This window comes from Amycolatopsis sp. NPDC051102 (assembly GCF_040682815.1).
Classification (GTDB): Bacteria; Actinomycetota; Actinomycetes; order Mycobacteriales; family Pseudonocardiaceae; genus Amycolatopsis.
The window spans coordinates 114,334-127,874 of record NZ_JBFBBT010000019.1 but is presented as its reverse complement, the minus strand read 5'-3'; the positions used below and the strand labels follow the sequence as shown (position 1 = coordinate 127,874).

The 13,541-nt window shown below is 72.4% G+C and carries 17 protein-coding genes; 15 read left to right on the top strand and 2 right to left on the bottom strand.

Annotated features, from left to right (window positions below):
* Positions 1 to 20: 20 nt before the first annotated feature.
* The 14 genes from AB0M93_RS37055 (at position 21) to AB0M93_RS36990 (ending at position 9,288) form a co-directional block, all read left to right on the top strand.
* Positions 21 to 782 (top strand): ABC transporter ATP-binding protein, encoded by a 762-nt coding sequence (locus AB0M93_RS37055; protein ID WP_364282876.1) that lies wholly within the window; start codon positions 21 to 23, stop codon positions 780 to 782.
* Positions 782 to 3,229, top strand: a complete 2,448-nt coding sequence (locus AB0M93_RS37050; protein WP_364282873.1) for an ABC transporter permease — start codon at positions 782 to 784, stop codon at positions 3,227 to 3,229. The genes AB0M93_RS37055 and AB0M93_RS37050 overlap by 1 nt, the downstream gene beginning before the upstream one ends.
* 27 nt (positions 3,230 to 3,256) lie before the next feature.
* Entirely contained in the window at positions 3,257 to 3,820 is a 564-nt protein-coding gene (gene pyrE, locus AB0M93_RS37045) for an orotate phosphoribosyltransferase (protein WP_364282870.1), read from the top strand.
* 256 nt (positions 3,821 to 4,076) lie between these two features.
* On the top strand, positions 4,077 to 4,628 hold the full coding sequence (locus tag AB0M93_RS37040; RefSeq protein WP_364282867.1) for a sigma-70 family RNA polymerase sigma factor: 552 nt from the start codon (positions 4,077 to 4,079) through the stop codon (positions 4,626 to 4,628).
* The gene (locus AB0M93_RS37035; RefSeq protein ID WP_364282864.1) at positions 4,619 to 5,173 is read left to right on the top strand and encodes an Asp23/Gls24 family envelope stress response protein; all 555 of its coding nucleotides are present in this window, start codon (positions 4,619 to 4,621) and stop codon (positions 5,171 to 5,173) included. The genes AB0M93_RS37040 and AB0M93_RS37035 overlap by 10 nt, the downstream gene beginning before the upstream one ends.
* A complete protein-coding gene (locus AB0M93_RS37030; RefSeq protein ID WP_364282862.1) occupies positions 5,170 to 5,532 on the top strand; it encodes an Asp23/Gls24 family envelope stress response protein in 363 nt (120 codons plus the stop codon). The genes AB0M93_RS37035 and AB0M93_RS37030 overlap by 4 nt, the downstream gene beginning before the upstream one ends.
* A complete protein-coding gene (locus tag AB0M93_RS37025; RefSeq protein WP_364282859.1) occupies positions 5,529 to 5,825 on the top strand; it encodes a hypothetical protein in 297 nt (98 codons plus the stop codon). The genes AB0M93_RS37030 and AB0M93_RS37025 overlap by 4 nt, the downstream gene beginning before the upstream one ends.
* Before the next feature lie 94 nt (positions 5,826 to 5,919).
* The gene (locus AB0M93_RS37020; protein ID WP_364282857.1) at positions 5,920 to 6,360 is read left to right on the top strand and encodes an Asp23/Gls24 family envelope stress response protein; all 441 of its coding nucleotides are present in this window, start codon (positions 5,920 to 5,922) and stop codon (positions 6,358 to 6,360) included.
* Positions 6,357 to 6,539 (top strand): hypothetical protein, encoded by a 183-nt coding sequence (locus AB0M93_RS37015; protein ID WP_364282854.1) that lies wholly within the window; start codon positions 6,357 to 6,359, stop codon positions 6,537 to 6,539. Before AB0M93_RS37020 ends, AB0M93_RS37015 begins: the two co-directional genes overlap by 4 nt.
* 2 nt (positions 6,540 to 6,541) lie before the next feature.
* Positions 6,542 to 6,817 (top strand): Asp23/Gls24 family envelope stress response protein, encoded by a 276-nt coding sequence (locus AB0M93_RS37010; RefSeq protein ID WP_364282851.1) that lies wholly within the window; start codon positions 6,542 to 6,544, stop codon positions 6,815 to 6,817.
* A complete protein-coding gene (locus tag AB0M93_RS37005) occupies positions 6,814 to 7,338 on the top strand; it encodes a DUF6286 domain-containing protein (RefSeq protein ID WP_364282849.1) in 525 nt (174 codons plus the stop codon). Before AB0M93_RS37010 ends, AB0M93_RS37005 begins: the two co-directional genes overlap by 4 nt.
* The gene (amaP, locus tag AB0M93_RS37000; RefSeq protein ID WP_364282846.1) at positions 7,335 to 7,892 is read left to right on the top strand and encodes an alkaline shock response membrane anchor protein AmaP; all 558 of its coding nucleotides are present in this window, start codon (positions 7,335 to 7,337) and stop codon (positions 7,890 to 7,892) included. The genes AB0M93_RS37005 and amaP overlap by 4 nt, the downstream gene beginning before the upstream one ends.
* A gap of 276 nt (positions 7,893 to 8,168) precedes the next feature.
* Entirely contained in the window at positions 8,169 to 8,558 is a 390-nt protein-coding gene (locus AB0M93_RS36995) for a DUF2784 domain-containing protein (protein WP_364282843.1), read from the top strand.
* A 79-nt stretch (positions 8,559 to 8,637) separates the two neighbouring features.
* The gene (locus AB0M93_RS36990; protein WP_364282840.1) at positions 8,638 to 9,288 is read left to right on the top strand and encodes an RNA methyltransferase; all 651 of its coding nucleotides are present in this window, start codon (positions 8,638 to 8,640) and stop codon (positions 9,286 to 9,288) included.
* Positions 9,289 to 9,291: 3 nt separating this feature from the next.
* Here AB0M93_RS36990 and AB0M93_RS36985 read toward each other — a convergent pair whose 3' ends face one another.
* Both AB0M93_RS36985 and AB0M93_RS36980 read right to left on the bottom strand, forming a co-directional pair.
* Positions 9,292 to 10,260, bottom strand: a complete 969-nt coding sequence (locus AB0M93_RS36985) for a cellulase family glycosylhydrolase (RefSeq protein ID WP_364282837.1) — start codon at positions 10,258 to 10,260, stop codon at positions 9,292 to 9,294.
* A 68-nt stretch (positions 10,261 to 10,328) separates the two neighbouring features.
* The gene (locus AB0M93_RS36980; RefSeq protein ID WP_364282834.1) at positions 10,329 to 12,464 is read right to left on the bottom strand and encodes a molybdopterin-dependent oxidoreductase; all 2,136 of its coding nucleotides are present in this window, start codon (positions 12,462 to 12,464) and stop codon (positions 10,329 to 10,331) included.
* 51 nt (positions 12,465 to 12,515) lie between these two features.
* Between AB0M93_RS36980 and AB0M93_RS36975 the strand changes: the two genes are divergently transcribed.
* On the top strand, positions 12,516 to 13,514 hold the full coding sequence (locus AB0M93_RS36975) for a glycoside hydrolase family 76 protein (protein WP_364282831.1): 999 nt from the start codon (positions 12,516 to 12,518) through the stop codon (positions 13,512 to 13,514).
* Positions 13,515 to 13,541: the final 27 nt, after the last annotated feature.

Genomic DNA, 13,541 nt, shown 5'->3' with positions numbered 1-13,541 from the left:
GGCTCAATAGCGTTTTTCCCATGACAACTGGGTGGCACGAGGCAGCCGACGCGGTCCGGCTGGAGGCCGTGCGCAAGGAGTACGGCGACGGCGTGGTCGCGCTGGACGGGGTTTCGATCGCGTTCCCGCGCGGCGGCTTCACCGCGGTGATGGGCCCGTCCGGGTCCGGCAAGAGCACGTTCCTGCACTGCGCGGCCGGTCTCGACCGCCCGACGTCCGGCCGGGTCGTGCTCGACGGCCAAGACCTCGACGGCAAGAACGAGACCTACCTGACGAAGCTGCGGCGCGATCGCGTCGGCTTCGTGTTCCAGTCGTTCAACCTGCTCCCGGCGCTGACGGTCGAGCAGAACGTGGTGCTGCCGCTGCAGCTGGCCGGCAAGCGCGCGGACAAGCGGCTGGTGGACCGGATCCTCGCGCACGTCGGGCTCGACGGGCGCCGCAAGCACCTGCCCGGGCAGCTGTCCGGCGGCCAGCAGCAGCGCGTCGCGATCGCGCGGGCCCTGGTCACCGACCCGGCGGTGCTGTTCGCCGACGAGCCGACCGGCGCCCTCGACACCCGCACCGCCGCCGAGGTCCTCGGCCTGCTGCGCGACTCCGTCCGGTCGTCGGGCCAGACGGTGATCATGGTGACGCACGACCCGGTCGCCGCGTCCTACGCCGACGACGTCGTGTTCCTGGCCGACGGCCGGATCGCCGGGCGGCTGGCCCGGCCGACCGCGGAAGCCGTCGCCGAGCGGATGACCCACCTGGGCGCCTGGGACCGGCTGGCGGTGCGAGCCTGATGCTCAAGCTGGCACTGCGGACCCTCCGCCTGCGCAAGGGCGGCTTCCTGGCGACGTTCGTCGCCGTGTTCTTCGGCGCGCTGGTCATCTCGGCGTGCGGTGGCCTGATGGAGACCGGCATCCGGTCGGAGACGCCGGTGCAGCGGCTGGCCGCGGCGCCGATCGTGGTCGGCGGCCGGCAGACGTTCGAGCAGCCGCGGGAGGACCCCGCGACGCTCGATTCCGAGGACAAGCACAAGACCGAGACCGCGACCCTGCCCGAGCGCGTCCGGCTCGACGCGGCGCTGGCCGGCCGCCTGCGTGCGGTTCCGGGCGTCACGAACGTGGTCGGCGAGGTCACCTTCCCGGCGCAGATCGGCGCCGCGAGCGTGCTCGGGCACGCCTGGGATTCCGCCGTGCTGACGCCGTACACGCTGAAGGGCGAAGCGCCGAAGCCGGGCGAAGTGGTCGTCGACGCCGGGCTCGGCCTCGCCGCCGGGGACACGCTGCCGGTCGCCGCGCACGGCCGTGTCGGCCAGTACCGCGTCTCCGGGATCGCCGAGGCGCCGCAGGCCATGCGGGACTCCGCGGTGTTCTTCGCGCCTTCGGACGCGGACGAGCTCTCCGGGCACCCGGGCCGCTACGACGTCATCGGCGTCTTCGGCGGCGACGTCGCCGCGGTGTCGGCGGCCGTCGGGGACGCCGGCGTCGTGACGACCGGCGTCGACCGCGGTGCCCTGGAGTTCCCCGAGACGGGCAAGAGCGGCGAGAACCTGATCGTGCTGGCCGCGGTGTCCGGCGGGCTGTCGGCGCTGGTCATGGTGTTCGTCGTGGCCGGCACGCTGACGCTGTCGACCCAGCAGCGCCAGCGCGAACTCGCGCTGCTGCGCGCGGTCGGCACCACCCCGCGCCAGCTGCGGCGGATGGTCCTCGGCGAGGCGGTCGTCGTCGGGCTGCTCGCGGTCGGCGTCGCGGTGGTGCTCGGGCCGGTGCTCGGGAACGGGCTGTTCGGGCAGCTCAGGGACCACGGCATCGTGCCGGACGTGCTCCGGTTCGAGCAGGGCTGGCTCCCGGCGACGGTCGCCGCGGGCGCGTCGCTGCTGGCCGTCGTGGCCGCGGCCTTCGTGGCCGGGCGGCGCGCTTCGCGGGTCCGCCCGACCGAAGCCCTCGCCGAAGCCGCCGTCGAGCGGCGCTGGCTGACGCCGATCCGGCTGATCACCGCGATCCTGTGCTTCGGCGGCGGGACGGCGCTCGCGATCGTGACGGTCGCCGTGATGACGGGCCCGGTCGCGGCCAGCACGGCCGGCCCGGCGGTGATGCTGTGGGCGTTCGGCCTCGCGGCAATCAGCCCCGGCGTCACGAAGCTGATGGCGACGCTGCTGCGCTGGCCGGTGCACGCGCTCACCGGCGTCAACGGCCGGGTCGCGCTGCGCAACACCCGCGTCGGCGCGGTGCGGGCGGCCGGCGCGGTCACCCCGATCATGCTCGCGGTCGGCATCGCGACCGCCAACATCTACCTGCAGACCACCCAGGAAGCGGCGTCGAACCAGGCGTTCACCGAGGACCTGCGCGCGGACGCCGTCGTCGGCGCGCCGGGCGGGCTGGACCCGGCGGTGCTGGACCGGGTGCGCGCGGTGCCGGGCGTCGCCAGCGCGTCAGAGTACGTGACCAGCACGGTGTTCGTCGAGAAGCCGTTCGACTCCGGCCAGAACGACGACGGCCGGCCCGCGCTGGGCGTCAGCGAGCTGACCGGGAACGCCGTCGAGGTGCCGTCGACGCTCGGCCACCACGTCGGCGACACGCTGTCGCTGCGGCTCGGCGACGGCACGCCGGTGGACGTGCGGGTGAGCGCCGTCGTGGACCAGCGCCCCGGCTTCGAACGGCTCGTGCTGCCCGCCGGGCTGCTGGCCCCGCACACGACGCTCGGGCTCGTGCCGCAGCTGCTGGTCCGGGCCGCTCCCGGCGTCGACGCGGCGACCCTGACGTCCCGCCTTCGCGAGGCGACGGCCGGGCTGCCGGTGTTCGTCGGCGACCGGGAGACGCTCATCGCGGCGCACGCGAAGGGCAACGAGGTCGGCGCCTGGGTCAACTACCTGCTGGTCGGGATGATCCTCGCGTACACGGTCATCTCCGTGGTGAACACGCTGGTGATGGCCACCGCGCGGCGGCGCCGCGAGTTCGGGATGCAGCGGCTGAGCGGCTTCACCCGCGGGCAGGTGCTGCGCATGGCCGGGGTCGAAGGCGCCCTGATCGCGACCATCGCGGTGCTGCTCGGCACGCTCGTCGCGGCCGGCGCGATCGTGCCGTTCTGCCTGGTGGTGACCGGGTCGGTGCTGCCGTCCGGCCCGGTGGCGATCTACCTGGTGGTGCTCGCGATCGCCGTGGTGCTGTCGCTGGTGGCGATCCTGGTCCCGGCCTGGGCGGCGACGCGCGGGCGTGCGGTCGACGCCACATCCGTCGGTGAGTGAACCCGGCCGTGTGTAAGACTCTCGGCCGTGGCGAACCCCGGGTTGGATCAAGCGGCGAAACTCGAACTGGCCAGGCTGGTCACCGATCTTTCCGTGGTGCACGGAAAAGTGACCCTGGCCTCCGGCAAGGAAGCCGACTACTACATCGACCTCCGGCGGGCGACGCTGCACCACGCGGCCGCGCCGCTGATCGGCAAGCTCCTGCGCCAGCTGACGGCGGACTGGGACTACGTGGCGGCCGGCGGCCTGACCCTGGGCGCCGACCCGGTGGCACTGGCGATGCTGCACTCGGCGGCGTCCGACGGCGTGGTGCTGGACGCGTTCGTGGTCCGCAAGGCGGTCAAGCAGCACGGGATGCAGCGGCGCATCGAGGGCATGGAGGTCCGCGGTCAGCGCGTCCTGGCGGTGGAGGACACGTCCACGACGGGCGGCAGCGTGCTCGAAGCGGTCGCGGCCCTGCGCGAAGCGGGCGCGGACGTGATCGGCGTGGCGACGGTCGTCGACCGCGACACCGGTGCGCGCGAGGCGATCGAGAAGGAAGGCCTCGAGTACCGGTACGTCCTCGGCAAGGACGACCTCGGCCTGGACTGACGCCGTGGCCTGAACTGACGGCCTGAACTGACGCGGCGGATCGGGGACTCTCCGTCCCCGGTCCGCGCGGCTCGCTTCCCGAACAGGTCCTTGGCGGCGTCCTTCACGTGCTCGACGGCGCCCCGGCGGGGCGCCCTGGTGCGGCAAGGACCACCGCGACGCGTGATCGTCACGGATTCGCCGTGGTGACCACCATCACCCAGAATCGGTGCGTGACGATTCGCGCCCGCCGGTGTCCTCCCCCCGAGGAGGTGCCGTGACGACGACTACGCCGCTCGACGACGTGACTCTCGTCGGCCGCGCGCGGGATGGGGACGTCCGGGCGTACGAGCAGCTCGTGCTGCGCTACCAGGGCCCGATGTTCCGGCTCGCCGTGAAGATGCTCGCGCACCGCGGTGACGCCGAGGACGTCGTGCAGGAGGTGTTCCTCAACGCCTGGCGCAAGCTCGACCAGCTCGGCGAGGACGCCGCCTTCGTCGGCTGGCTCTACCGGGCCACCACGAACCGGTGCCTCAACGCGATCCGCGCGCGCAAGCCGCAGGCCGACGTCGACCTGGACACCGCCGAGTCGCCGCGGACCGATCTGCAGCCGGAACGGGCGGTGCAGGTGAGCAGCCAGCTCGCGGCCCTGAACGCGGCCCTCGAGCAGCTGACTCCCGAGCAACGGGCGTGCTGGCTGCTGCGCGAAGTGCACGGCCGGTCCTACGAAGAGATCGGCGAAACCGTCGGCGTGAACGCGACCGCCGTCCGCGGCCGGATCGCGCGCGCCCGGGCCCAGCTGGCGGAGGTGATGAAGCCATGGCGATGACGGACTACGAGCTGCCCTGCGAACGCGATGTCGACCAGGTGTGGGCGCGGCTCGACGCGGTCGGCGCCGGGCTGGCCGACGAACACGAACTGACCTGCCCGCACTGCCGGGCCGCGCGCGAGAGCCTGCTGGCGCTGCGCGAGGCGACGTCGGAACTGGTGGCCGAGGCGGACGCGCCGTCGCCGGACCTGTTCGGCCGGATCATGTCGGCCGTGCGGGCGGAGGTGCGGCGCGGCTCGATGGTGCGGCTGCCGACCCCCGAACCCGGGTACGTCGAGGTCAGCGAGCAGGCGGTGGCGGCGGTGCTGCGGTACGCGGCGGACACCGTCGACGGCGTCCGGGCGCGGCGCTGCCGGGTGCGGCCCGTCCCCGGCGGGGTCGAAGTGGAACTCACCCTCGCGGTGAGCCTGCGGAACGCCGCCGGCGGTGAAGCGCTGGCGCAGGTGCGGGAGCGGGTGACCGCGGCGGCCGCGGCCCGGGTGGGCCTGACGCTCGCGAAGCTCGACCTGATCGTGGATGACGTGTACGGGGAGCCAGGGGAATGAGCGTCGATTACGTGGTGGCCGACCCGGTGATCGCCAGCGTGGCGGCCCGGGCGGCGATCAGCACGCCGGGCGTCGTGCGGCTCGAGCCGGGCCTGCGCGGCCTGGTGACGGCGTGGACGCGCGCGGCCCGCCAGCGCTGGAAGGGTCTCGACCCGGCCCCGGCGGACGGTGTCCGGGTCCGCACGGCCGACGGCCGGGTGACCGTCCACGTCGACCTCGTCACGGCAGCGGCCGACCAGGCGGCCGCGGTGGGCCGCGCGGTTCAGCGCGCGGTGACGCGGTTCGTGGCCGAGCAGACCGGGCTGGTCGTCGACGAGGTGTCGGTGTCCATCATGGACATCGAGCCGGTCGCCCGGTGACGGCGGCCGAAGCCGTCGAGAAGATCGTCGGCGCGCTCAACGAGGTGGACGGTCTTCGCCCGGCGACGCCGGTTTCGCCGGAAACGACGTGGCTGCCGGTGTCCTGGGACGGCATGGCGGTGGACCTGGGCCCGGAGGTGGTCCGGATCCGCCTGATCGCGACGCGGCTGCCGATCCCGCCGTTGCTGGAGCGGGCGGCGGCCGCCGTGCGCCCGGTGCTGGCCGGCACCGAGTGGGAGAAAGCGCGGCTGCGGCTGGAAGTCACGGACCTCGACGGGGCCGCCTTCTTGTGAGGCAGGCCACAGTGAGGGTCTCCCGCCGGCGGTGTCCTTAGCTACGAACAAGGCGGAAAGCCTTGTCCCGCAAGGACATCCAGGGAGGACCACCATGACTGTGACGGCCGAGAAGAACGCCGTGGCCACCACCGAATCGGCGCTCGTCACCAAGCAGGGCACCACGACCATCGCCGACACCGTGGTGCAGAAGATCGCCGGGCTCGCCGCGCGCGAGGTCCGGGGCGTGCACGACCTCGGCGGCGGCGCGGCGCGGGCGCTGAGCGCCATCCGCGACCGCATCCCGGGCGCGTCCGCCAGTGTCGGCCAGGGCGTGTCGGTCGAGGTCGGCGAGAAGCAGGCCGCGGTCGACCTGCAGGTCCTCGTCGAGTACGGCGTCGCCATCGCGGATCTCGCGCGGTCGGTGCGCCGCAACGTGATCACGGCCATCGAGCAGATGACCGGGCTGCAGGTGGTCGAGGTGAACATCAACGTCACCGACGTCCACATCCCGGGCGAGGACGAGGAGTCCACGGGATCGGACCGGGTCCAGTGAACGCGACGCTGATCGGGCTGCTGTACGGGCTGGCCCTGGGCTTCGCGGCGGGCTTCGGCGGATTCGGCGCGTTCGTCGCGGTGCTGGTGCTCGGCGGCCTCGGCCTGCTGGCCGGGCGCTGGGCCGACGGCAAGCTCGACCTGGCCGCCCTGGTGGGCGCCGCCCGCGATCGGAGGTAGCGGTGGACCGCGGAGTGACGACGGTGGCCCCGCGAGCGGTCCGGCGCATCGCCGCCCGCGCCGCCCGCGAGGTCGACGGCATCGGCGGTGCCGTGACGGCGGAGGCCACTGTGGACGGATCAGTGACCACTTTGGACATTGCGCTGCCGGTGGCCTACCCGGCCCCGATCACGGCGACCGCCGAGCGGGTCCGGACGCACCTGCGCGAGCGGACGGCGGAGCTGACCGGCCTGCGCGTGGAGCGCGTGGACATCACGATCGCCGGGGGTGCCCGGTGAGGCGGCCCCGGCGGAGCGTGCCGGCGGTCCTGACGGCGCTGGTGCTGCTGGCGGTCTGCGCGGTGGTGACGACGGCGCTGGTGCAGCGCTTGCTCGGCGAGCGGCCGGTGTTGTCGTACGACACCGTCGCCGCGCGGGTGCACGACACGTCCTGGAACGAACTGCCCGTGCTCGTCGGGGGCGGGGCAGCGGTTCTGGCGGGGTGCGTGCTCCTGGCGGCGGCGGTGCTGCGGGGCCGCCCGGTGGCGCTGGCGCTGGCAGCGGCGGAGGGAATCGACGCGGGCACGCCCCGGCACGGGCTGGAGCGGTCGTTGCGCGCGGCGGCCGAGGACGTCGACGGGGTGGCGGGGGTCAGGCTCAGGCTGGGCCGCCGGAAGGTGCGGCTGAAGGTCCGGACCAATCGGACGAACCGGGACGGCCTGGCGGACGCCGTCCGGGCGGCGGTGGAGGAGCGGATCGAGCGGGTGGGCTTGGCCGAGGTGCCGGACGTGCGCGTCCGGGTGCGAGGAGGTGCGCGATGAACCGCCCCGCCGTCCTGAACCGCGTCCTCCTCGCGCTGATCGGCCTCGCCCTCGTCGCCGCGGGCGGGTTCGCCGTCGCCACCCACTTCGGCGAACTCCGCCTCCTCGACCCCGCCGCCCCGCTCGTTCCCGGCACCGCCCCGCCACCCACGTGGGTCTGCTACCTCGCCATCGCGGTCGCCGTCCTCGTGGGCCTGCTCTGCCTGCGGTGGCTGGCCGCCCAGGTGTTCCGCCGCCCGAAACCCACCACCTGGCGGACCAGCGGCGACACCGGTGTGACCGTCCTGCCCTCCGCGGCGGCCGCCGCCCCGGTCGCGGCCGACGTCGAGACCTACGCCGGCGTCCGGTCCGCGTCCGCCCGGCTGTCCGGACCGCGGGACGCCCCGGCCCTGGACCTGGTCGTCACCACCGACCGGGACGCTGATCCCGTCGCCCTGCGGCAGCGGATCGCCGAGCACGCCGTGCCCCGGCTTCGGCAGGCCCTCGACGTCGGCCGGCTCCCCGTGCGGCTGGAGATTCGGCTGACCGCGAAATCCGGGGTCCGGGCGCGCTGACCAGGGCGTACCGTCGGGGCATGGAGAAGGAGGACCCGCACGACCCGAACCGGAAGAAACCGGACGGTGCCCCCGACCAGTACCCGCACGAGGAACCGACGGAGTACCCCGCGAAGCGGCCGCCGGAATTCCCACCGGGTGTGACGCCTCCGTCACCGCCGAGGTGAATTGGTTGCTCCGCAGGGTTGAACATCACCCCACTGGGCATTTATAAGGGCGAACGAGATCACCGGGCGGAGTAAAGTCGCTGGTAGGGGGATCGGTGGAGGGGGTGCGATGGCGAAGTTCCTGGCCGACGTGACCGTCGTGGTGCACATTCTGGCCTTGGTGCTGATCGGGTTCGGGGGCTTCGTCGCCTGGCGCTGGCCGAAGCTGATCTTCATCCACATGTTCGCCGCGGCCTGGGGCGTCCTGGTGAACGTGACGCCGGTGCCGTGCCCGCTCACCGCGCTGGAGAACTACTTCCGCCACCAGCAGGGCCTCGGCGACCTGCCCGGCGGTTTCAACTCCTACTACCTCTACGGAACGGTGTTCCCGCAGTCGTGGCTGCCGGCGATCGGCATCGTCGCGATCGTGGTGGTCACCTACTCCTACGTCGGCGTCTACCACCGGTGGCGCCACCGTCACGACGAGGAAACCCAGGTGCGGCCCGTTCACCTCGGGTGAGCGAGAATCGCCGGGTGAACACAGTGCTTTTTTGCGGGGGCCCGGGTGGCGGAGCCCCCGGCTCGGGGCGAAGCCCCGGATGAACACAGTGCCCGGACCCACCGAGTGGGTCAGCCGCGAAGAGGTCGGCGTCGGCCCGTGGCCGGGTGACTGGCCCGCCGACGAACGGTACGACCCCGAGCTGCTGCGGGACGGCGACCGCCGCAACGTCGTCGACGCCTACCGCTACTGGCGCCGCGAAGCCATCGTGTCCGATGTGGACAGCCGGCGGCACCCGTTCCACGTCGCGATCGAGAACTTCCAGCACGACCACAACATCGGCACCGTCGTCCGGACGGCCAACGCCTTCGCCGCGGCCGAGGTGCACATCGTCGGACGGCGCCGCTGGAACCGGCGCGGCGCCATGGTCACCGACCGCTACCAGCACCTGCGCCACCACGACGACGTCGACGGCCTGATCGCCTTCGCCGCCGAGCGGGGCCTCGCCGTCGTCGCCGTGGACAACACGCCCGGGTCCCAGCCGGTCGAGACGGCCGAAATCCCGCGCGAGTGCGTGCTGCTGTTCGGCCAGGAGGGGCCCGGGCTTTCGCTGCCTGCGCAGGAAGCCGCGTCGCTGGTGGTGTCGATCGCCCAGTTCGGCACGACCCGCTCGATCAACGCCGGGGTCGCGGCCGGGATCGTCATGCACGCCTGGATCCGGCAGCACGCCGACCTCGGCCGCGCCTGGTGAGCCCTACAGGCCCCAGCCCCAGCGCAGCTGCGCCACCCCGGTCGCGTTGTTCGTCTCCAGGCCGCTGCCGCTCTGCCGCGTGATCGAGTACGTGTCGCCCGAACGCAGGCCGGGCCAGTAGACGACGCCCATCTGCCGCGACCGCGCCAAGTCCGTGGTGGCGGCGAAGTACGCGGTGAAGTTGTTGCCGTCCTGGTGCCCGGCCGAGTAGTTCAGGCCAGTCGTCATCGGGGCGCCGGCCTCGTCGATGATGGTGCGCGAGGAGTACGAACCGAGCCGGGTGCTCAGGTTCGTCGTCCACGCCGAGCGGGTGGTGTCCGAAGCCCAGAAGCCGTAGAAGTGCAGGGAAAGCAGCGTGCCGTCCAACACGCTCGCCGCGCCGACACCCGTCACGTTGTCGTTGTAGCCGGTGCCGCTGATCAGCACCCGGCCGCGCGGGATGTTCGAATGCCGGGACAGCCACGACGAACACAGCGACACCCAGGCGTTCAGGCTGTAGCCGAACGGCTCGTTCATCGGTTCGAAGTAGACGTTGCCGTTGCCGCCGTAGTCGGCGGTCACCTTGTCCCACATGGTGTTCCAGGCGTTCGTGTCGTCGACGAACCCGTCCTTGTTCGCTTCCCAGTAGCCGAAGATGACCTTCATGCCGTGGGACAGGGCCGAGTCGGCGGCGCCCTTGTACCGCCCCCACCAGTCCGAGTTCACGCTCTGCGGGTTGATCGGCAGCCGCACGGTGTTCGCGCCGAGCTTCTGCTGGAAGCCGGTGATGATGCCGTCGGCCTTGCTGCGGACGCTGTCGTAGCTGTCCCCGGCGGTGAGACCGGTCGGGATCACCCAGCCGTCCACGTAGTTGTCGCGGGCGTCCGCCCAGTTGACGCCGCGGAAGCCGTTCGTGGCCGCGGACGCGCTCTGCGGGACCTGGATCAGGGAAACGAGCAGGAGGACGAGCAGGCAGTGACGAAGGCGGGCCATGCGAACTCCGATGTTCACGTAAACATGCCGGGTCGAGAATCCTCGACGGCCCGCCGCGGTGTCAAGCGTCAGACGGGGGTGACCTCGACGGGAATGCCGTTCAACACCGACGTTCCGGACGGAACGTCCAGCAGCGTCTCGTCGGCGACCAGGTTCGAGTTGACGCCGGGGTGCGCGCGAGCCACCCGCGTCCGCGAGCCGTCGACGTCGTGGCCCCAGCCGTGCGGGATGCTCACGACACCCGGCCGGATGTCGTCGGTCACCTCCACCGGGACCTGCAGTTTTCCGGCGCGGGACGTCACCGAGGCGAGGCCGCCGTCGGTGAGGCCCAGGCGCGTCGCGTCGGCGGGGTGGACCTGGATCGTGCACCGGTTGCCGCCGCGGACCAGCGGTTCGAGGTTGTGCATCCACGAGTTGTTCGAGCTCAGGTGCCGCCGGCCGATCAGCACGAGACCTTCGTCCGGGCTCTTCGCCAGTTCTTCGCGCAGCCGCGGGACGTCGGCGACGATCCCGGCCGGGGCCAGTTCGATCCGGCCGGACGCGGTGCAGAGCACCTCCGGGATCCGCGGCTTCAGCGGCCCGAAGTCCATGCCGTGCGGCGCGGCTTCGAGGTCGGCCAGCGTGACGTCGTACGGGCCGGCGCGCAGCATCAGGTCGACCAGGCGGGCGGGCCCGGTCCGGTCGTGGGTGAGCTCGACCTTCGCGCGGCGGGCGACGTCGGCGGCGACGAAGTCGTCGAGCGCCGCGACGTCGGCCTCCGGGCCCTGACCGGCGACGATGCCGGTGAGCCGCAGCATCGTCTCCCACTCCTGCGGCAGCGCCGACGGGAGCGTCGCCGGTGTCCAGTTGGCGACGTTGCGGACGGACAGCTGGTAGAAGGCCAGGTCGAAGTGCGGGCGTTCGAGCGGCGACGGGCCGGGCAGGATGACGTCGGCCTGCCGGGACGTCTCGTTGAGGTAGACGTCGACCGAGATCATGAAGTCGAGGGTTTCCAGCGCCGCGGCCAGCCGGCCGGCGTTCGGCGTGCTCAGGCAGGGGTTGCCGCTGACCGTGATCAGCGCGCGGACCTGACCCTCGCCCGGCGTTTCGATCTCGTCGGCGAGCGTCGCGACCGGCAGTTCGCCGACGACCTCGGGGTAGCCGCGCGCGCGGCTGTGCCAGCGTCCGACGGCGAACGGCCGCCGGTTCCCGGTGGGCTGGCACGCGGCCAGCGGGAACATCGCGCCGCCCGGAGCGTCGAGGTGGCCGGTGAGCACGTTGAGGACGTCGACCAGCCAGCTCGCGACCGTGCCGAACGCCTGGGTCGTGGTCCCGATCCGGCCGTAGACCACGGCGTTGTCCGAGGTCAGCTCCCGTGCCATCCGGCGGATCTCTTCGGCGTCGATGCCAGTGCGCGGGGCGACGGCTTCCGGGGTGAAGGGCTCGGCGAGCGCGCGGACGTCGTCGAGGCCGTTGAGGTGCTCGGTCAGGCGGCCAGGGTCGACGAGGTTTTCCGCGAACAGGACGTTGACCAGCGCGAACAGCAGCAGCGCGTCGGTGCCGGGCCGGATGGCGTGGTGCTCGTCGGCGAAGCGGGCGGTGCGCGTGACGCGCGGGTCGACGACGACGATCTTGCCGCCGCGCTCGCGGATGCCGCGCAGCCGCCCGCGGATGTCCGGCGCGGTCATCAGGCTGCCGTTGGAGACGAGCGGGTTGGCGCCGAGGATCAGCAGGTGCCGCGTCCGGTCGAGGTCGGGGACCGGAATGGCCAGCGGGTCGCCGAACATGGTGCCGGCGGAGTAGTGCTTCGGCATTTGGTCGACCGAGGTCGCGCTGTAGAAGTTCTTGGTGCCCAAGGCTTTGTAGAGCACGCGGCCGTAGAGTGTGAGCGCGATGTTGTGCACGCCGGGGTTGCCCGCGTACACCGCGACGGCGTCCCGGCCGTGCTGTTCGATGATCGGCGGGAGGCGGCGGGCGATCTCGTCGTACGCCTCCTGCCAGCTGACCTCGACGAACTCGCCGTCGCGCTTGAGCAGCGGGGCGGTCAGCCGGTCGGGGTCGTGGTGCAGCGCGCCGAGCGACGCGCCCTTGGGGCAGATGTAGCCCCGCGAGAAGACGTCCTCGTCGTCTCCTTTGACGCGCGTGACCTGCTGGTTCGCGTCGAGCGTCACTTCGAGACCGCAGGTGGCTTCACACAGCGGGCAGGTGACGTGGGCCGTCGTCATGACCACTGAACATACCGAGCGGTATGTCGATGGGCAAGGCACGATTGCGTCATGGACGTCTCGGCCGCGGAACGCGCGGTGACTACGCGGCACCTGCGCCGGGTGTGGGCGCTGCCCGGCACGGTCCTCGGCCGCAGCGGCTGGCCGGCTTCGGCCGATCAGCGGCTGCACTGGCACTGGAACTACTGGTGGCAGGCCCACCTGCTGGACACCCTGGTCGACGCCCAGCTGCGGGCGCCCTCGCCGGCCCGGCTCGCGTTGATCCGCGCGTTCGTGCGTTCGGTGCGGCTGCGCAACTTCGGCAAGTGGACGAACGACTACTACGACGACATCGCGTGGCTCGGCCTTGCGCTGCAACGGGTTTCGCCGCTGGGCATCGACGTTGGCCCGGCCCTGGCGGCGATCGACACGCGGCTCCTGTCGGGCTGGACAGCGGCGACGGGCGGCGGCATCTGGTGGCGCCGCGGCGACGACTTCAAGAACGCCCCGGCCAACGGCCCGGCGGCGATCTTCCACGCCCGGTCGGGCAACACCGCCCGCGCCCGTGCGATGACGGACTGGCTGACGTCCACTTTGGTCGACCCCGAGTCCGGTTTGGTCTGGGATGGCATTCGCGCGAACACGGGCGAGCTCGTCAAGCACATCTACACGTACTGCCAAGGCGTTTACCTCGGGGCGTGCTTAGAACTGTCCTTAATGGACGAGGCTGCGCGGACGGTTCGTGCGGTGGCGGAGCACCTCGCGCCCGGCGGCGTGCTCCGCGGCCAAGGCGGCGGCGACGGCGGGTTGTTCGCGGCGATCCTGGCCCGCTACCTGGCCCTGGCGGCCCGCGCCCTACCCGGCCCGGAGGCATCGACGGCCCGGTCACTGGTGCTGACGTCGGCGGACGCCTGCTGGTCGGGCGCCGCGGAAACGCCGGAGGGGCCGTTGTTCAGCGCGTACTGGGACCGCCCGGCACCGTGGCCGCTGCCGGAGGACGCCCCCGAGCGGGACATGTCGGTCCAGGTGGGCGGCTGGATGCTCCTCGAGGCCGCGGCAACGCTGTCGTGAGTGGTAAGGCGAGTTAGAACGCGCCTT